Source organism: Streptomyces sp. H39-C1 (assembly GCF_027158125.1).
Lineage (GTDB): Bacteria > Actinomycetota > Actinomycetes > Streptomycetales > Streptomycetaceae > Actinacidiphila > Actinacidiphila fildesensis.
Window position 1 is genome coordinate 1 of sequence record NZ_JAPVLS010000133.1, and the last position, 18,020, is coordinate 18,020.

At 72.9% G+C, this 18,020-nt stretch carries 13 protein-coding genes and 2 pseudogenes; 10 read left to right on the forward strand and 5 right to left on the reverse strand.

Translation table 11 applies throughout. The annotated features are described in order from the left end of the window. The 3 genes and pseudogenes from O3W51_RS44160 to O3W51_RS44170 form a co-directional block, all read right to left on the reverse strand. Nucleotides 1-244 (reverse strand): annotated as a pseudogene (locus O3W51_RS44160) (hypothetical protein); the annotation flags it as partial. Nucleotides 245-403: 159 nt separating this feature from the next. Further along, nucleotides 404-1,594 (reverse strand): PucR family transcriptional regulator, encoded by a 1,191-nt coding sequence (locus tag O3W51_RS44165; RefSeq protein WP_138352521.1) that lies wholly within the window; start codon nucleotides 1,592-1,594, stop codon nucleotides 404-406. A 106-nt stretch (nucleotides 1,595-1,700) separates the two neighbouring features. Continuing rightward, a complete protein-coding gene (locus tag O3W51_RS44170; protein ID WP_187145127.1) occupies nucleotides 1,701-3,137 on the reverse strand; it encodes an MFS transporter in 1,437 nt (478 codons plus the stop codon). Between the two features lie 227 nt (nucleotides 3,138-3,364). Here O3W51_RS44170 and O3W51_RS44175 point away from each other — a divergent pair, with 227 nt between their 5' ends. From O3W51_RS44175 to O3W51_RS44195, 6 genes and pseudogenes are all read left to right on the forward strand, one after another. Beyond that, nucleotides 3,365-4,912, forward strand: coding sequence for an acyl-CoA carboxylase subunit beta (locus tag O3W51_RS44175; protein ID WP_138352523.1), 1,548 nt, complete (start codon nucleotides 3,365-3,367; stop codon nucleotides 4,910-4,912). Between the two features lie 119 nt (nucleotides 4,913-5,031). After that, nucleotides 5,032-6,807, forward strand: coding sequence for a fatty acyl-AMP ligase (locus O3W51_RS44180; RefSeq protein WP_138352524.1), 1,776 nt, complete (start codon nucleotides 5,032-5,034; stop codon nucleotides 6,805-6,807). Beyond that, nucleotides 6,800-8,434, forward strand: a complete 1,635-nt coding sequence (locus tag O3W51_RS44185) for a beta-ketoacyl synthase N-terminal-like domain-containing protein (protein WP_269289450.1) — start codon at nucleotides 6,800-6,802, stop codon at nucleotides 8,432-8,434. Before O3W51_RS44180 ends, O3W51_RS44185 begins: the two co-directional genes overlap by 8 nt. 27 nt (nucleotides 8,435-8,461) lie before the next feature. Continuing rightward, nucleotides 8,462-8,644 (forward strand): annotated as a pseudogene (locus tag O3W51_RS49170) (KS-MAT linker domain-containing protein); the annotation flags it as partial. Nucleotides 8,645-8,716: 72 nt separating this feature from the next. Next, nucleotides 8,717-11,164: an acyltransferase domain-containing protein gene (locus O3W51_RS44190; protein ID WP_443048406.1), complete on the forward strand. Its 2,448-nt coding sequence runs from the start codon at nucleotides 8,717-8,719 to the stop codon at nucleotides 11,162-11,164. Then, complete coding sequence (locus O3W51_RS44195; protein WP_138352525.1) at nucleotides 11,164-12,177, forward strand: alpha/beta hydrolase; 1,014 nt, start codon at nucleotides 11,164-11,166, stop codon at nucleotides 12,175-12,177. Before O3W51_RS44190 ends, O3W51_RS44195 begins: the two co-directional genes overlap by 1 nt. Before the next feature lie 31 nt (nucleotides 12,178-12,208). Here O3W51_RS44195 and O3W51_RS44200 read toward each other — a convergent pair whose 3' ends face one another. Both O3W51_RS44200 and O3W51_RS44205 read right to left on the reverse strand, forming a co-directional pair. Next, on the reverse strand, nucleotides 12,209-13,018 hold the full coding sequence (locus O3W51_RS44200) for an ABC transporter permease (protein ID WP_138352526.1): 810 nt from the start codon (nucleotides 13,016-13,018) through the stop codon (nucleotides 12,209-12,211). Further along, nucleotides 13,015-13,986, reverse strand: a complete 972-nt coding sequence (locus O3W51_RS44205; protein WP_138352527.1) for an ABC transporter ATP-binding protein — start codon at nucleotides 13,984-13,986, stop codon at nucleotides 13,015-13,017. Before O3W51_RS44205 ends, O3W51_RS44200 begins: the two co-directional genes overlap by 4 nt. 281 nt (nucleotides 13,987-14,267) lie before the next feature. Between O3W51_RS44205 and O3W51_RS44210 the strand changes: the two genes are divergently transcribed. The 4 genes from O3W51_RS44210 to O3W51_RS44225 all read left to right on the forward strand — a co-directional run. Further along, a complete protein-coding gene (locus O3W51_RS44210) occupies nucleotides 14,268-14,429 on the forward strand; it encodes a hypothetical protein (RefSeq protein WP_164292920.1) in 162 nt (53 codons plus the stop codon). Between the two features lie 234 nt (nucleotides 14,430-14,663). Continuing rightward, a complete protein-coding gene (locus O3W51_RS44215) occupies nucleotides 14,664-15,899 on the forward strand; it encodes a cytochrome P450 (RefSeq protein WP_138352528.1) in 1,236 nt (411 codons plus the stop codon). 5 nt (nucleotides 15,900-15,904) lie between these two features. After that, nucleotides 15,905-16,744: an HlyD family efflux transporter periplasmic adaptor subunit gene (locus tag O3W51_RS44220; protein WP_269289456.1), complete on the forward strand. Its 840-nt coding sequence runs from the start codon at nucleotides 15,905-15,907 to the stop codon at nucleotides 16,742-16,744. After that, nucleotides 16,741-18,020 (forward strand): cysteine peptidase family C39 domain-containing protein (locus O3W51_RS44225; RefSeq protein ID WP_269289458.1); only part of this gene is annotated, 1,280 nt, incomplete at its 3' end. The genes O3W51_RS44220 and O3W51_RS44225, both read left to right, overlap by 4 nt.

Consider the following 18,020-nt stretch of genomic DNA (forward strand, 5'->3'; position numbering starts at 1 on the left):
CGCCGGTCGTCTCGGTTCCGCTGCGCGTGGCACCGTCGGTCACGCCGCCGCTGCCGGCGGTGGGTGTCGCCTTCGGAACGCCCGTGGTGGGGGCGGGGGCCGGGGTGCTCGGGGCGTGGTTGGGGCGTCCGCTGGATCGCGCGCCGTCCGCCGAGGTCTGGCACGCGACGGCGCCGGTGCTCAGGGCAGCGATGGCGAGTATCACAGCCGCGTGGCGGGGCAGGCGATTCAGCATGGCGGTCATGGGTACCCGACTCTCTGCGTGCGGCGGCGCGACGATCTCTGTGCGTTCACGCGCGGAACGCGGGCCGCGGTTCCAGCGGACTGCCACCGGCCGGGTCGGTCAGGGCCGCGGGGTCCGCCGGCAGGTGCTGCTCCGCACCGGACCGACGACAGGGAGCGCTCAGCGCAGCTGCTGGACGCGCAGGGCCAGTTCCATCTCGAAGCGGGCGTCGGGGTCCTGGAGCCGGTCGCCGAACAGTTCGTCGAGCTGGCGCAGCCGGTAGCGGACGGTCTGCGGGTGGATGCCGAGCCGGCCCGCCACCTCGTTGGCGTTGCGGCTGCACTGCAGCCAGCAGAGCAGCGTGTCGGCGAGGCGGGCCCGGTACGGCGGGCGCATCCGTTCCAGCGGGCCGAGATGGCGTTCGGCGAGGGCGTCCACCAGGGCCTCGTCCTGGAAGAGCAGCATGGTGGCGAGGTTCTCGGAACAGCGCACGACCTCGCCGCCCGGCAGCACATCGCGCCGGGCGAGGGTCAGCGCGTCCATCGCCCAGCGCAGCGACCGGGCGCCTTCGGTCAGTTGCACGGTGGGGCCGAGGGCGGCGCGGTGGCCCTGCAGCGCCGAGTCGACGGCGCGGGTCCTGCCCGGTCCGCCCGGGTCGGGGACGACGATGCACCCGGGCCGCTGGTCGAAGCGGGCCAGGAAGCCGGGCGGCAGGATCGGGTAGAGGGTCTCGCGTTCCCAGTGGTGGTCCACGACGACCACGGCGAGGGAGGTGGGGACCGGCCAGTGGGCGGCGTGGGCGAGATCGCGGATGGCCTCCTCGGTGGGGGGCCGCTCGGCGATCAGCATGTCGAACAGCCGCAGCCGCCGGCGTTGCAGCTCACCCGCCAGATGTAACTGGGCCTCGGCGTACCCGGCGGAGGTGGCCGTGGCGATCTCGTCGATATGGACCAGCGCGGCCTCGCCCAGCAGGCCGAGGACCTCACGCGGCAGGACGTCGGCGTCGGCGAGGGAGACGATGCGGCGCCAGGAGATCCGGGCGCCGATGCGGAGCGCGCCCTGGAAGGAGTCGAGGCTGCGGCCCTCCCGGGCTTCGCCGCGGCCGATACCGCGGTAGATGCCGATGACCTCCTGCGCGCTGATGCCCGGGGCGGAGAGGCGGTCCAGCAGGAGGTTCAGACCTAATTCCACGCCGGTGTGGATGGTTTTCGTGTAGGTGTCGTTCGTCGGGCGGTCGTACTCGGGAATCTCGGCCTGGATGGCTGCGACCACCTCCTTCCGGATAGCGTCGAGGAAGGGCCGGAGATGGTGGGCGAGCTCCGGGGGGATCCGGCTGAACGGCTCATCTGCCAGTTCTTGGGTCTGTCGCACCGTGGCGGAGTTCCTTCCGCTTATTGGTTCGATTGCTTGCGACGGTACTCCCCGGAAGCAGCTGCCCGCCACGGTGCCTGACGGAGCATCAGATGAGGATGCGTTGTCACTTGAGTGACAACGAGTCCCCGACGGTGCGGCCTTCCGGCACAGCCGGTGCCCGGTGGCGGAGGGCGAGGAACGTCACCAGGGCGCCGCACAGGACACAACCGGCCGCGAGTCGCAGGCCGGCCGCATAGCCGTCGAGGAACGCGGTAAGCGGATCGGAACCGGCGGCGAGTTCCGCGCTCCGGGTGTGCGTCAGGACGACGCCGACCAGGGCGATACCGAAGACCCCGGAGATCTCCCGGGCCGCGCTGACCACCCCGGACGCCATGCCGTTGCGGGAGGCCGGCACCGAGGCGAGGGAACGGACCGTCAGCGGCGTGGTGAGCGCGGAGCCCGCGCCGATCAGCAACAGCCCCGGCTGCAGGCCGAGATAGCTCGTCCGCAGACCGGTCGCGGACACCTGCACCAGCCCCCACGCCACCAGCACCAGCCCGGCCGCGATCACCCGGTGCGCGCCCCAGGCCGCGCAGAGCCGCTCCGCGAACGGCGTCAGCGCCAGCAGCGCGAGCGCCAGCGGCAGGAAGGCGAGACCGGCCTTGGTCGCGGAGAATCCGAGCACCTGCTGCAGATACAGCGTGGTGAAGAAGAACACGCCGTTGACGCCGATGCCCCAGAGCACCTGCGCGGCCGTTCCGCCGCTGAGGAGGCGGTCACGGAAGAGGCCCAGTTCGAGCAGCGGCGCCGCCCTGCGGATCTCCAGAGCCACGAACAACCGGCCCGCCAGCGCCGCCGCGAACAGACACTGGGGCACCGGCCAGCGGGTGAAGCCGTGCGCCCCGCCCTCCAGCAGTCCGTAGGCCAGCAGCCATAGCGCCGCACTCGACAACACGACCCCGGGCACGTCGAGTCGGCGCAGCGCGGACAGACCCGGGCGGCGTACCGCCGCGGGCACCGCGCCGGCCAGCAGCAGTCCGAGGACGCCGAAGGGCACGTTCAGGAAGAACACCCACCGCCAGCCCCACCGCTCGGTGATGAAACCGCCGAGCACCGGCCCCAGGGCCAGCGCGACCGCCAGCGCCCCGGTCCACAGCCCGACCGCGAGCGAGCGGCGCGCCGCGGGCAGTTGGCCGGTGATCACCGCCAGTGTCGCGGGGATCACCAGCGCGGCTCCAGCGCCCTGCACGGTCCTGGCCGCGATCAGCGTCGGGCTGTTCGCCGCGAGACCGCCCGCCACGGAGGCGGCCGTGAAGACCGTCAGCCCCGCGATCAGCACCGGGCGGCAGGACAGCAGGTCGGCGAGCCGGCCGCCGGCCAGCAGCAGCGCGCCGAAGCTCAGGACGTAACTGGTGCCCACCCACTCCAGATCCGGCAGGTCGAGACCCAACGCCCGTTGCACGGAGGGCAGCGCGACGTTGACGACGGTGTTGTCCAGCGTCGTGATGAACCCGGTCACCGCGATCCCCAGCATGATCGGCAGCGTCCTGACCCGGTCCACCGGCGGCTCCTCTCCCGGGTCAGGAGCCCCTGGTCCTGGCGGGTCATGTGCTCGGGGCCGTCCGACCTTAACCACCGCACCCGCCGTTCGGCTTGTCATCGGAGTGACAGAAGGCGGACGGGCGGCTGTCACGCCCCGCTCTAGTGGCCCGGCACCCGGAAGCGGAACCTGTTGCCCCCATGACGCTCCAGAATTCCGGATCCCCCCTCCGGGAAGGAGAGCCGCGCATGACCCGTTTCGCCGAGTTCGAGTCCCGTCGCGCCCAGGTTCTGCGAGGAGGCTCACCAGCGGCCGTGGAGCGCCAGCACTCCCGAGGCCGGCTCACCGCGCGGGAGCGCATCGACCTGCTGCTCGACCCCGGCTCCTTCACCGAGACCGACGCCTTCGTACGGCACCGCTGCACCGCCTACGGCATGGACGCCTCCCGCCCCGACGGCGACGGGGTCGTCACCGGTCACGGCACCGTCGACGACCGCCCGGTCGCGGTCTTCGCGCAGGACGCCACCGTCTTCGGCGGAAGCATGGGGGAGGCGTTCGGCGAGAAGGTCCTCAAGGTCATGGACCACGCGCTGAAGGTCGGCTGTCCCGTGATCGGCCTCAACGACTCGGGCGGCGCGCGCATCCAGGAGGGGGTCGTCGCCCTCGCCCACTACGCGGAACTCGTCCACCGCAACGTCATGGTCTCCGGGGTGATCCCCCAACTGTCCATGATCCTCGGCCCGTGCGCGGGCGGCGCCGCGTACTCGCCGGCGCTCACCGACTTCACGGTCATGGTGAAGGACATCTCCCACATGTTTGTCACCGGCCCCGACGTCATCCACTCGGTGACGGGGGAGGAGACCACGGCCGAGGAACTGGGCGGCGCCCGCACCAGCTCCGCCGTCAACGGCACCGCCCACTACCTCGCCCACGACGAGGCGGACGCCTTCGACTTCGTGCGCGGGCTGCTCTCCTACCTGCCCGCCAACAACCGTGAGGCGCCACCGCGCTACCGGCAGCGCTCCGACCCCGGCATCACCGCGACGGACCGGGAACTCGACGAGATCGTGCCCGCCAACCTCGGTCACGCCTACGACATGCGGGAGATCCTGCGGCGCGTCGTGGACGACGGCGAACTGCTGGAGATCCAGGAACTGTTCGCGCCGAACATCATCTGCGCCTTCGGCCGGGTCGAGGGCTCGTCGGTGGGCATCGTCGCCAACCAGCCGCTGCACTCCGCCGGCGCCCTGGACATCAACGCCTCCGAGAAGGCCGCCCGGTTCGTGCGGTTCTGCGACGCCTTCGGCATCCCGATCCTCTCGTTCGTCGACGTGCCCGGCTACCTCTCCGGCGTCCGGCTGGAGCACGAGGGCATCGTCCGCCGGGGCGCCAAGCTGCTGTACGCGTACGCCGAGGCCACCGTGCCCGCCATCACCGTCGTCGTCCGCAAGGCCTACGGCGGCGGCTACGCCGTCATGGGGTCCAAGCACCTCGGCGCCGATCTCAACCTGGCGTGGCCGACCGCGCAGATCGCCGTCATGGGAGCACAGGGCGCGGTCGCCGTCCTGCACCGCAAGGAACTGCGCGACGCCGAGGACCCGGAGCTGCTGCGCAAGCAGCTCACCGCCGAGTACGAGAACGATTACGCCACCCCGTACCTGGCCGCGGAGCGCGGCTACCTCGACGCCGTCATCCTCCCGCACGAGACCCGCGGCCGGATCGTCCGTGGACTGCGGTCGCTGCACGGAAAACACCGGCCCGCACCGCAGCGCCAGCACGGCAACATCCCCCTCTGAACCCCTCTGAACCCGTCTGAACCACCCGTCCCCCGGTCCCACGGATCCCCCCCACCGGTCCCACGGAACCACCTCCTCCGAGAGCGGCCCCCCTCGCGCCCCCACCCCTCTGGAGTCCCATGCCCCCCGCGCGCCCTCTCCCGCCGACCGAGTTCCCGCTGACCGAGTCCCTGCGCCGCTGGTCCACCGAGCGCGGCGCCCAGCGGGCCTTCACCTTCGTCGACTTCCCCACCCCGGACTCGCCGGGCCGGCACCGCAGCCTGACCTGGAAACGGCTCGACCAGCAGGCCCGCACGATCGCCTGGCGGCTGCGGGCCGATGTGGGCCCCGGCGAGCGGGCCGCGCTGATGCTGCCCCAGGGCCTGGGCTACGTGGCGGCCTTCCTCGGCTGCCTCTACGCGGGGGTGATAGCCGTCCCGCTGTTCAGCCCCGACCTGCCGGGGCACGCGGGCCGGCTCGCCGCCGTGCTCGACGACTGCGAACCGTCCTGCATCCTGACCGACACCCCGACCGCCCCCGCCATCGCGGCCTTCGCCGCCGAGCACGGGATCCCGCACCTCCCGGTCGTCCCCATCGACCGGCCGGCCGGCGCGGGCCCGCTGACCGACGCGCTCCCCGATCCGGACCGGCCGTTACCCGTACCCGAACTGGACGACATCGCCTACCTCCAGTACACGTCGGGCTCCACCAGGGTCCCCGCCGGGGTGATGATCAGCCACGGCAACGTCGTCGCCAACGCCCGGCAGGCCGTCAGGGCGTTCGGCGTGACGGCGGACGGCAGCACCAGCGTCGGCTGGCTGCCGCTCTTCCACGACATGGGCCTGGTGCTGAGCATCGCCGCACCCGTACTGGCCGGCATGTCGTCGGTGCTGATGGACCCGGTCTCCTTCCTGGAACGGCCCGTGCGCTGGCTGCGGTTGCTCGGCGCGTACCCGGGCACCATCAGCGCCGCCCCCAACTTCGCCTACGACTACTGCGCCACCCGCATCGACGAGGAACAGACCGCGGCACTGCGGCTCGACCGCGTCCGCGTCATGATCAACGGCAGCGAACCCGTACGGCAGGGCACCGTGGAACGCTTCCAGCGGGCCTTCGCCCGCACAGGACTGCCGCCGGAGGCGCACTGCCCCTCGTACGGCCTGGCCGAGGCGACCGTCTTCGTCACCACCGAACCGCCCGCCGACCTGCCCCGGAAGCTGGTCTGCGACCGCGAGGCACTGGCGGCGGGGCACATCCGGCCGTGTGCGGACGACGACGCCCTGGCGACCGTACTCGTCGGCTGCGGAACCCCGGTGGGGCAGGAGCTGCGCATCACGGACCCGGTGACGGGGCTGGTGCTGCCCGAGGACCGGATCGGTGAGATCCGGCTGCGCGGTCCCAACATCGGCCTGGGCTACTGGAAGCGGACCGGCCGTTCGCAGGCGTCCTTCGCCTCCCGCATCCCCGGCGAGCTGGGCGACTGGCTGCGCACCGGCGATCTCGGGGCGCTGCACGAGGGCCGGCTCCAGGTCACCGGACGGCTGAAGGACCTGCTGATCGTGGACGGCCGCAACCACTACCCGCAGGACCTGGAGGAGACCGTCCAGTCCTCCCTGGACTGCGTACGCCGCGGCCGGCTCGCCCTGTTCACCGTCACCGGCGACGGCGGGCCCGACGAGGTGGTCGCCGTCGCCGAGCACGCCCGGGACCTCGACGTCACCGCCGAGCTGTGCGCGGCGGCGGAGCGGGCCGCCCGCGCCCGGATCTCCGCCCGGCACGGGGTACGGCTGGCCCGGCTGCTCCTCGTACCGCCCGGCGCGGTGCCGCGCACGTCCAGCGGCAAGGTCTCCCGTTCCGCCTGCCGCGAGCGGTATCTCGCGGGCGAGTACGAGAGGGAGGCGGCGGCAGGTGAGTGACGGCGCCGGGGGCGCGGGGGAGTCCGGCATCGCCGGGGAACTCCGCCGCACGATCGTCTCGCGGCTCTCCCAGTGGTACGGGCTCGACCCGGCAGAGATCGACGACGACCGGCCGTTCGCGGAGCTCGGCATCACCTCACGGGACGCCATCGCCCTCACCGCCGATCTGCGCGCCCTCACCTCGGTCCAACTCCCCGCGACCCTGCTGTGGGAGGCGCCGACGCTGGGCCGGCTGCTGTCGGTGGTCGAGGCCGCGGTCGGCGTCGGGGAAACGGCCGGCCTCCCGGCGCCGACTCCCCGGTCCGCCCCGGCACAGCCACCGGGCGGCGCGTCGAGTGCCGTCGCCGTCGTCGGTATCGGCTGCCGGCTCCCGGGCGGCATCACCTCCCCGGCCGCCTTCTGGGAACTGCTCAGTGCCGGCGGCAACGCGGTGGGCACGCTCCCCGAAGGGCGGTGGGCTCCGTTTCTTCCCGACGGCGTGCCGCCCGAGGGCATCAACCGGCATGGCGCGTTCCTGTCCGATGTCGCGGGGTTCGACGCCGAGTTCTTCGGCATCTCGCCGCACGAGGCCACCCTCATGGACCCGCAGCAGCGGCTGCTGCTGGAAGTGGCACGGGAGAGCCTGGACCACGCCGCGATCCCCGCGCCAGGACTGGCCGGTACCCGCACCGGCGTGTTCGTGGGGATCAGCGGCAACGAGTACGCCCAGCTCACCACCGCCGACCTGGACGCGGTCGACGCGTGGACCCCGCCGGGCGTCGCCCTGAGCATCGCCGCGAACCGCCTCTCGTACGCGCTGGACCTGCGCGGACCCAGCCTCGCCCTGGACACCGCCTGCTCCTCGTCGCTGGTCGCCGTGCAGCACGCCGTCCGCAGTCTGGTGTCCGGCGAGACCGACACGGCTCTCGCCGGCGGGGTGAACCTGCTGCTGTCGCCCGCGCTGACCCTGGCCTTCCAGCGCGCGGGCGCGCTCGCGCCCGACGGACGCTGCAAGACCTTCGACGCCGCGGCCGACGGCATGGTGCGCGGCGAGGGCTGCGCGGTCGTCGTCCTCAAACGACTGGCCGACGCCGAGCGGGACGGGAACCGCGTCCTCGCCGTCATCCGGTCGACCGCCGTGAACTCCGACGGCCGCTCCAACGGGCTGCTGGCCCCCAACCCCGAGGCCCAGCGGGCCCTGTTGGAACAGGCCCACGCCGGTGCGGGCTCCGAACTGGACTACGTCGAGGCGCACGGCACCGGCACCGCGCTCGGCGACCCGATCGAGGCTCACGCCCTGGGGGCGGTACTCGGCCAGGGCCGCGAACCGGACCAACCGCTGCTCATCGGCTCGGCGAAGACCAACGTCGGCCATCTGGAGGCCGCGGCCGGAATCACCGGGCTGGTCAAGACGGTGCTGGCGCTGCACCACGACGAACTGCCGCCGCACCTCAACTTCGGCACCCCCAACCCGCTCATCGACTTCGACGCGCTGGGCCTGCGGGTCGTCGACTCCCCGGAGCCCTGGCCCCGTTACTCGGGCCGGGCCACCGCGGGCGTCTCCGCCTTCGGGTTCGGCGGCACCAACGCGCATGTCGTGCTGGAGGAGTACCGGCCCGCGCTGAGGAAGGCGCCCATGCCAGGGTGAGCGCCGGCGAGCACAGTTCTCGACGCCCTCTCCACCGCACGGCTGCGCGAGGACGCGGCGCGGCTGAGCCGCTGGCTGTCGTCGCCCGCGGCCCGAGGGGTCAGGATCGAGGACGTCGCCCGTACGCTGCACGGCCGCACCGGTCGCGGCCGGTACCGCGCGGCCGTGGTCGCGGGCAGCATCGAGGACGCCGCGGCGGCCCTCTCCTGCCTCTCCGCAGGCCGGCCCCATCCGGCGGTCGTCACCGGCGGCCCGGTCACCGAAACCGCCCGCCCCGTCTGGGTGTTCTCCGGCTACGGCTCACAGTGGCCGGGCATGGCCCGCCGGCTGCTCACGGCGGAACCAGCGTTCGCCGAGGCGGTGGACCGGCTGGAACCCCTGTTGCTCGAGCACGCGGGCCTCTCGCTGCGCGCGGGACTCGAACCCGGCGCGGAGTTGTCGTCCCCTTCGGTCGTCCAGCCCGTGCTGTACGGCCTCCAGGTCGCCCTGGCCGGACTCTGGCGGGCGTACGGGATCGAACCGGCGGCCGTCATCGGCCACTCGATGGGCGAGGTCGCCGCGGCCGTGGTCGCCGGTGCGCTCGACGCCGAAACCGGCGCCCGTGTCATCGCGACCCGCTCCCGGCTGCTCGACGGGCTGACGGGCGGGGCGATGGCCGTGGTGGAACTCTCCGCCGCGCAGGTACGGGCACACGCCGGAACATGGTCCAGTCTGCGGGTCGCCGTCCACTCCTCGCCCGGCCAGAGCGTCGTCACCGGCACGGCGGACGACATCGGCGAACTGATCCGGCAGGTCGCGCGGGAGGGCGGGCTCGCCCGATCGCTGGGGGTCACCGCGGCGGGCCACTCCCCGCAGGTCGACCCGCTGCTCGGCCCGCTGGCCGAACAACTCGGCGAGGTGCCGCACATGCCGTCCGGCGTTCCCTTCTACAGCACCGTCCGGGACTCGCCCCGCGACCTGCCGGTCTTCGACGCCGGGTACTGGGTGGCCGCGCTGCGCCGACCCGTGCGCTTCGCGCAGGCGGTCGCCGCCGCGGCGGCGGACGGGCACCGGCTGTTCGTCGAGGTCTCCCCGCACCCCACACAACTGCATCCGCTCGCCGAGACGCTGCGCGCTTCGGATGCCGCTTCGGGAGCCGGGGACGCCGCGCTGTTCCCGACCCTGCGCCGGAACACCGACGACGCCTTCTCGTTCCGGCACAGCCTGGCGGCGCAGCTGGTCAGGGGTGTGGCGATCGACCCCGGGGCGCTGCACGGGACCGGCCGGATCGTCGACGTACCGAGCGCCGGCTGGCGGCACCGTCCCTACTGGGTGAAGGGCCGGCTGGCGGCGCAACGGCAGGAACCCGATCCCGTACCGCTGCCGGTCCCCCGAACCGCCGAACCGGCGGACCGGCCCAGGACCGTCATCGACCGGCTGCGCGAGCATGTCGCCCAGGTCATGGGGTACGCGCCGGAACATATCGACCCCGGGACGCCGCTCACGGAACTCGGGCTCGACTCCCTCATGGCCACCCGCATCCTGGCCGCCGTCCAGCGGGACTTCGGCACCGTCGTCGAACCACGCGTGCTGCTGCGTAACGGCACCGTCGCCGCGCTCGCCGCGTGGCTGGAGCCGTCGTGCGCGGGGGACGGTACGGAGCAGGCGGCCGAGGATACGTTGACGGGTGTGCTTCCCCGGGACGCCGCCGAGCGGCTGGTCTCCCGGGCCTGGCAGAGCGTCGCCGGCGGCCAACCGCCCGGCGCCGAGGACGACCTCGGTCTGCGGGAACTGCCCCGGGAGCGGCTGGCGGAGCTGGCCCGGGAACTGTCGGAGCGGGCCGGATGCGAGGTACCGGCCGATGACCTGCTGACCGGCCCCTCCACCGTCGCCGCCGTCGCCGGTCTGCTGCGCCCGCGCCTGGAGACACCCGTCAGCGGTCCACTGCGCGTCCTGCGGGCGGGCGGGAGCCGGCCGCCGCTGTTCCTGATCCATCCCGCGGGCGGATCCACCGCCGTCTACCGCGCCCTCGTCCAGCGGCTCGGCGACGAACAGCCCTGCTACGGACTGGAACGGCTGCCCGGCCCCGACGCGGTGCACGAGCGGGCGGCGGCGTACGCGCGGATCGTCCGTGAGACCCGCCCGCTCGGGCCGTGGCTGCTCGGTGGCTGGTCCTACGGCGGGGTGGTGGCGCAGGAGACGGCACGGCTGCTGGCCGGCGACGGAACCGTGCCCGCGCTGATCCTGATCGACAGCGTGCTGCCGCTCCCCGTCCCCGAGTTGTCGCCTGCCGAGGAAGCCCGCCGCCGCTTCGCGGAGTTCGCCGCGTACGTGGAGCGCACCTACGGCAGTCCGCTGCCGCTGCCCTACGACGAACTCGCGACGCTCGACGACGCCGGGCAGATCGAGCTGGTGGTCAAGGCGCTGGAGCAGGCGGCGGATCTGCCCGCGGCCGTGCTGGAACACCAGCGCACCTCGTACCTGGACCTGCGTAGCGGGGAACGGCACACCCCGCGCCCGTACACCGGCCGCACGCTGCTCTACCGCGCCACGCGGAGCGCGCCGCACACCGTCCAGGACGCGCGCTACACCCGTACCGACGAGGCGCTCGGCTGGGACGGGTCCTGCACCGACCTCTCCGTCGCGCCGATCGAGGGAGATCACCTCTCCCTTCTCGATCCGCCCGCGGTCGACGACCTCGCCGCGCTGCTCACCCGCGATCTCAACCCACCCACGACAAGAGGGATCTGATGCACACACAGCGCCGCCGCCGTACGTCCCGCGCCGCCGTCACCGGAGCGGCCATGCTCGCGGCGACCGCCGCGCTGACCCTCGGCCCCACCGCTCTCGCCCCCGCCGCCGCTGCCTCCACGGCGGCGGCCGCCCCGGCGCGTACCGCCCTGGACGGGGCCGGCATCGTCTCCGAGACCTGGCTCGACAGCCGTACCGTCGATCTGCAGATCAACTCCCCGGCGATCCGCGGCACCGTCGGGACCAGGCTGCTGCTGCCGGCCGACTGGTCGGCCCAGGCCACCCGCACCTGGCCGGTGCTCTATCTGCTCCAGGGCGCGCACGACGACTACACCTCGTGGACCCGCGAGACGGATATCGAGCAGTTCACCGCGGACAAGGAAGTCATCGTCGCCATGCCGTCGTCGGGGCCCACCGGCATCCCCAGCACCTGGTGGAACTTCGGCTCGGGCGCCCCGGACTACGAGACCTTCCAGGTCACGGAGTTGATGCAGCTGCTGCAGCAGAACTACCGGGCCGGGACGACGCGGGCCATCGGCGGGGTGTCCACCGGCGGTTGGGGCGCGATCGCGTTCGCCGCCCGGCACCCCGGAACGTTCAAGGCGGCGGCCTCGTACAGCGGTGTCCTCCACACGACGATGCCCGGTATGCCGATCATCGTCGAGGCGATCGTGGGCCGTGAAGGCCTTCTGCCCTGGGCGCTGTGGGGCTCCCCGATCTTCCAGAGCCCGCTGTGGAACGCCCAGAACCCCTACGCCCTGGCATCGAAGCTGACCGGCACCAGCCTCTACCTGTCCTCCGGCACCGGTGTCGTCGGCGGGAACGGGGAGCTGAGCGCCGAGGCCCTGGAGACCACCCTGTGGCCCGCGTCCCAGAGCTTCGCCGCCCGGCTGCAGCAGCTCGGCATCCCCGTCCAGACCCACTTCTACCTCGGCGGCACCCACAGCTGGACCTACTGGCGCAACGAGTACAAGACGTCCTGGCCGCTCCTCTCGCAGGCCCTGGGGCTGTGACCGACTGACGCCCGGCGCGCTGTGACCCCGGTCAGGCGCGCCGGGGCTCCCAGCGGAAGAGGCGCCGGGCGGCCAGCAGCACGCCGGCCGTCCACAGAGCGGTGATCAGCAGGGCGGGGCCGGCGGACTGCCAGGTGTGCAGGAAGGAGAGATCGGCCAACGGGCCGCCGTTCCAGCTCTCCTGGCCGAAGCTCTTGCCAAACCACGCGGTTCGGAGGGCCTGCACGACCGGGGTGAGGGGCAGGGCGTGCGCCGGACCCTGCAGCCAGGAGGGGAGCGACGACAGAGGCGTCGCGACGCCCGCGCCGAACATGCAGAGCATGAGGACCGGAGTGGCGACCAGCGGGGATGTCTCGGCGCTCGGCGTCAGCCCGGACAGCGCCACGGCGAGCAGGGCGAACAGCAGATAGCCCGCGACCAGGGTGAGCAGCAGCAGCGCCGGGTCGGCGGGCAGCGGCGCGTGGAACAGACCCACCGAGAGGGTGCCCAGCACCACGGCCTGCAGCAGGACGACGATGCCGCTCGCGCCGATCTGGCCGGCGAACACGGCGCTGGGGGGCACCTCCGTACCGCGCAGCCGCTTGAGCACCAGATCGTCGCGGCGGGCGACGACCGCGTTGAGGAGATTGACGAAGGACGTGACGAGCGCCAGCCCGATGAAGCCGACGGTGACATAGCCGGCCGCGCTCACCCCGCCGATCTCCTTGTCGCGCAAGGGCGCCGCGACGAACAGATCCAGCAGGACGGGGAGCAGGAACCCGATGAAGGTGGAGCGGCGGTTGCGCCAGAAGACCTTCCAGGACAGCAGGAGTTGGCCGTGGGCGTAGCGGGTCCAGGTCATCGGGCGGCCGCCTTGCTGTGGTGGTCCGGGCGGACGGTGCCGTGGTCGTCGGACGCCGTCCGTTGGTCGCCGGCGAGGGCGAGGAACACGTCCTCCAGCGAGGCGTGCCGTACTTCGATGCCGTCGAGTTCGACACCGCGCGCGCCGGCCCAGTCGTGCAGGACGGCCAGCGCGGGCGCCGTCCGGGCGACGGCGTAGGACACCGCGTCACCCTGTACGGCCAGGTCCGCGCCGGGAAGCCGCGGCAGGTCCGAGGCGGTGGTGGCGAACGGCAGCGGGAAGGTGATCCGGCTGCGCTGCCCGGAGAGGACCTCGGCGACGGTGCCGGTGGCGGTGATGCGGCCGGCGTCCATGATGGCGACCCGGTCCGCGAGTTGCTGGGCCTCTTCCAGGTAGTGCGTGGTCAGCACCACGGTGGTGCCGGCCGCCCGCAGTTCCCTGACGAGCTGCCAGGTGTTGCGGCGGGCCTCGGGGTCCATGCCTGTGGTGGGCTCGTCGAGGAAGAGCAGCTCGGGGTCGTTGAGCACGGCGAGCGCGAGGTCCAGCCGGCGGCGCTCACCCCCGGAGAGCTGGCCGACGCGGGTGCCGGCCTTGGTGTCGAGCCGTACCTGGCCGAGGACGTCGGCGGTGGCGCGGGCCCGCCCGCTGAAACGGCGCCAGGCGTCCACCGTCTCCCGGACGGTCAACTCCTTGAAGAATCCGCCCTCCTGGAGCATCACCCCCGTCCTGCGGCGGAGCGCGGGCCCGTCCGCGTAGGGATCCAGTCCCAGCACCCGCACCGTACCCGCGGTGGGCGGACGGTAGCCCTCGACGACCTCGAGGGTGGTGGTCTTGCCGGCGCCGTTCGTTCCCAGCAGCGCGAACAGCTCTCCGCGCCGGACGGTGAAAGACGCTCCGCGTACTGCTTCGTAGTCCCCGTAGGACTGCCGCAATTCCACTACTTCTATGACTTCGGGAATCTCTTTCATGCGCACATGGTGCGCGGTATCAGAGAGGGTCTGCAAGAGGGAATGAATTCATTTTACCTTCCTGAGCTGCGAGTTCGTCGAACATGTAAAACGTCATAAGAAAGCGGTATGACATTTTGCAGGCGGTGTTTCTGACTTTTCCCACTGATGTGCGGACGGCCCTCGGGTGCATATTTCTCTCATCGCCGGAAGCGGCCGGGAAAACCGGAAGCCGAAGGGGATGAGGGAATCGGCAGACCGGCCCACCAGGGTCCGGCGCCGTGAAACGAGAGGAGTCGGCCATGGCTGACAACAAGGACATCACCGAGACCGCCGCTGTCGCCGAGACCGAGCAGTTCGACATCGAGGTCGAGGAGCTGGACACCGTCTCCGGCGGCATCAGCGTCAGCTCGCTGCTCTCCGCGGCCTGCCCGGTCTCGTCCTTCAGCTCGGTCTCCAACTGACCTCACGGTCCGTGTTGGTAAGGCCTCCGAGTCTGACGCAGTAGCGGCCGACTGAGGCCGGGCCGGCGGGCGTCATCGCTCCGCCGGCCCGCCACGGCCGCGGGAATCCGCGCCTCGGTGGGACCTGAACGGTCCCACCGGGGCGCCCCTCGTCCGGCACCCGGCTCCATCCCTGACGACACAACGACACATCGATACATCGACCAACTCACGGACCGACAAGGAGAACCGGGCATGGAAAGCCTCCGCCACCAGCTCACGCGGTTCATCCAGGACCCGGCCGCGCGACGCGACCCCGCCGGGCTCTACCGGCGGCTGCTGACCGAGGCCCCGGTACTGGACCTGGGACGCGTCCACGTCATCTCCGGCTACGAGGAGATCGTCACCGTCCTGATGCACCCCGGAACCGCGGTGGACCCCGCCGCGATCGGGCTCGACCGCCCCGGTTCCTCCGCACTCGCCCAGGTGCTCGCCCGTACGCTGCCGATGCGGGACGGCGCCGACCACACCCGGCTGAAGCGCCTCGCGACCGCCGCGTTCAGCGCCCGCCGGCTCGCCGAGATTCGCGCCAGGATCGAGAACACCACCGAGGAACTGCTCGCGCCCCTGCTGGCCGGCGGCTCCTTCGACCTGGTGGCCGACCTCGCCGTGCCGCTGCCGGTGGCGGTGTCGTGCGCGATCCTCGACGTGCCGCCCGAAGAGCGCGAGCGGGTCACCGGCTGGGCCGGACTGGTCGCCCGGTCCCTCCTGGACCCGTTCGCCGGCGCCGAACAGACCGCCGCCCTGGACGCCGAGTTCGAGGGGTTCCGCGACTGGGTCGAAGAGCTGTGCGCCGCCCGCGCGGCGCGTCCCGGCGGCGATCTCATCAGCCGCCTCGTCCTGGCCAGGGACGCGGGACAGCTGGACGACGAGGACCTGCTCGCCTTCGTCGTCATGCTGTTCGCCAACGGGCTCGAAACACTCACCTCCGGACTCGCGGTCGCCGCCTGGCAGTTGCTGCGGAACCCCGCGCTGGCCGCCGGAATCCGCGCGGAACCGCACACCGCCGAGGCCGTCTTCGACGAATGCCAGCGGCTGGGCAGCCCGGTACGGGCCAGCGCCCGCGGGCTGGGCGGCGACGTACAGGCCGGGGACACACTGCTGCCCGCCGGACGGGTGGTGCTGCTGCTGTACGCGGCCGCCAACCGCGATCCGCGCCGCTTCCCCGATCCCGACCGATTCGACCCGGCCCGGGCGGAGCGCCGACATCTGGCCTTCGGACACGGGCCGCACCACTGCCTGGGCGCTCCGCTGTCGCTGATGGCCGGCGGAACGGTCCTGGCCCTGCTCGCGGCGGCAGGCGCCGAGCGGGAGTTGAGCACCCCGCTCGACGAGAGCACCGCCCGCTGGAGCGAGCAGTTCGTCTTCGGCGGGCTGCGGGAACTGCCCGTCGAGGTCAGGCAGCTCACCTCCCTCGGCGCGGGGATGTGACGGCGATGACGACAACGATCCCGATGAAGACCGTCCCGGCCGTCCCCGACGGAGAACCGCCCGCGTCAGCGGAGCGAACGGGCCCGTCCGCTCAAGCGGTGACGATCGCCGCCGCGGCGGCTGCCGCACAGCTCGAACCGGGCCTCGACCGCCCCGGTTCCTCCGCCCTCGTCGCCCTGGTCCTGGCCCTGGGGGCGGGCGGTGCCTGGGTGGGCTGGGGGTCGCTCCCGAACACCCTGTCCCTGCACGGCGTGCTGGCCCACGGCCCCGCGCCGGTCCTCGCCCGGGCCGACGTCGCCGGTACGGTGCTCGACCTGCGGGTCCGCCCGGGGGACCGGGTCACCCGCGGGCAGCTCCTCGCGCTGCTGCGCACCACGGCCCCCGGCCCGGGCGGCACCGCCGAGCTCCGCTCTCCCGCGGACGGCACGGTCGCCGGTGTGCTGACCGCGCCCGGCGGCACTCTGCCGGCCGGGGCCGCGCTGCTCGCGCTCGACCCGGCCGGCGAACCGGCCACGTTGCGGCTCTACACCGGTTCCGCCCGGGACCTGGCACGCCTGCGACCCGGCCAGTCCGTACTGCTGCCCCTGCCGTCCGGCACGGTGCGCGCCCGCATCACGGCCGTGGACCCGTATCCCGCCCGCGCCGACTCGCTCGACGGCGCACTGCCGCTCGGCGAAAGCGACCTGGGGTCGGGGGCCGACCCGGTCTGGACGATCACCGCCGTGCCGGATGCCGCGTCCGGCGCGCTGCCCCCGACGTACGGCCCGGTGCCCGTGGACGTCTCCGTCGACCTCGGCTCCCGCCGCCCCTACCAGGTCATCCTGGGTACGGGGGCCGGGCGATGAGCCTCGACACCCGGACCGCCGAGGAGCGGAAGAGCCAGGAGCCGGCGGCGGCCGCCCCGGGTCCGCCACCGAAGAGCAGCGCTGTCCGCGCGGGCCGCCGGCGCCGCTATCTGCGGACGCCCGTCGTCCCGCAGATGGAGGAGCAGGACTGCGGCGCCGCCTGTCTCGCGATCGTCCTCGGCGCGTTCGGCCGCCGGACGACCCTGCACGAGGCGTCCCGCTCCTGCGGTGTCTCCCGCGACGGTGTGAGCGCCGCCGCGGTGGCCCGCGCCGCGGGCCGCTACGGCCTGGTGGCGCGGGGCCGCCGGGTGGTGCGCGGCGAGGACCGGCTGCTGGGCCTGGACGCCGTGCCGGTGCCGTCGATGGTGCTCGTCACCGGTCCGCACTTCGCGGTCTTCGAAGGCATCAAGCGCGGCCGCGTACGCGTCAACGATCCCTCGCTGGGCAGCCATTCGGCGACACCGGCCGAGTTCTGGGACTCCTTCGCGGGCATCGCGGTCGGCTTCGAACCGGGGCCGGACTTCGAACGGGGCGGAGCCCGGTTCCCGTTCCTGCGGGGGCTGTTGACGAGGATCCGGCCGTACGGGTTCGCGCTGCTGATCGCCGTGCTGGTCGCGGTGCTGCTCACCGTTCCCGCGATGGCCGCGGCGTTCCTGCTGCGGGCCTACCTCACCTCGGTGACGATCGGCGGAACCGGCGCCTGGGCCCTCCCGCTGGTCCTGGCCACCGGCGGTTCGGCCGCCGCGGTGCTGCTCGGCACCTGGCTGCAACAGAGCGTCGTCAACCGGGTGCTGGCCTCCATGGCGGCCCGCACCTCGACCGGATTCCTGTGGCGCATGCTGCGGCTGCCCGGTTCGTTCTTCCACCGCAGGCAGCTCGGCGGTCTGGTGACCAGGGTCCAGATCAACGACGGGCTCTCGGCGCTGCTCTCGTACCGCGCCGCCGGCGCCGCCGCCTCGGCCGCCACCGCCGCCGCGCATCTCGCGGCTCTGATCTGGCTGCAACCCCGGCTGGCAATCGTGCCGGTGGTGGTGGCGGTCATCGACATCGCGGCCCTGAAACTCGCCGACCGGCGGCGCGGCGGCATGCTGCACCAGCTCCACTCCGAGCAGCACAAGCGCGACGGGGTGGCCTTCGCCGGGATCTCCGCCATCGAGACACTGAAGGCGGAGGGGGCCGAGGACTCGTTCTTCCGCTCCTGGTCGGGCTGGCAGGCGCGGGCCATGGACACCGCGCAGAACGTCGCCACCGCCGTCCTCGTACCGCTCTCACTGCC

What these genes read in the sequence shown, in the direction of transcription:
- O3W51_RS44175 (WP_138352523.1), top strand. Translation starts at nt 3,365, where the DNA reads ATGACCCGTTTCGCCGAGTTCGAGTCCCGTCGCGCCCAGGTTCTGCGA.
- O3W51_RS44180 (WP_138352524.1), top strand. Translation starts at nt 5,032, where the DNA reads ATGCCCCCCGCGCGCCCTCTCCCGCCGACCGAGTTCCCGCTGACCGAG.
- O3W51_RS44195 (WP_138352525.1), top strand. Translation starts at nt 11,164, where the DNA reads ATGCACACACAGCGCCGCCGCCGTACGTCCCGCGCCGCCGTCACCGGA.
- O3W51_RS44200 (WP_138352526.1), bottom strand. Translation starts at nt 13,018, where the DNA reads ATGACCTGGACCCGCTACGCCCACGGCCAACTCCTGCTGTCCTGGAAG.
- O3W51_RS44205 (WP_138352527.1), bottom strand. Translation starts at nt 13,986, where the DNA reads ATGAAAGAGATTCCCGAAGTCATAGAAGTAGTGGAATTGCGGCAGTCC.
- O3W51_RS44210 (WP_164292920.1), top strand. Translation starts at nt 14,268, where the DNA reads ATGGCTGACAACAAGGACATCACCGAGACCGCCGCTGTCGCCGAGACC.
- O3W51_RS44215 (WP_138352528.1), top strand. Translation starts at nt 14,664, where the DNA reads ATGGAAAGCCTCCGCCACCAGCTCACGCGGTTCATCCAGGACCCGGCC.
- O3W51_RS44220 (WP_269289456.1), top strand. Translation starts at nt 15,905, where the DNA reads ATGACGACAACGATCCCGATGAAGACCGTCCCGGCCGTCCCCGACGGA.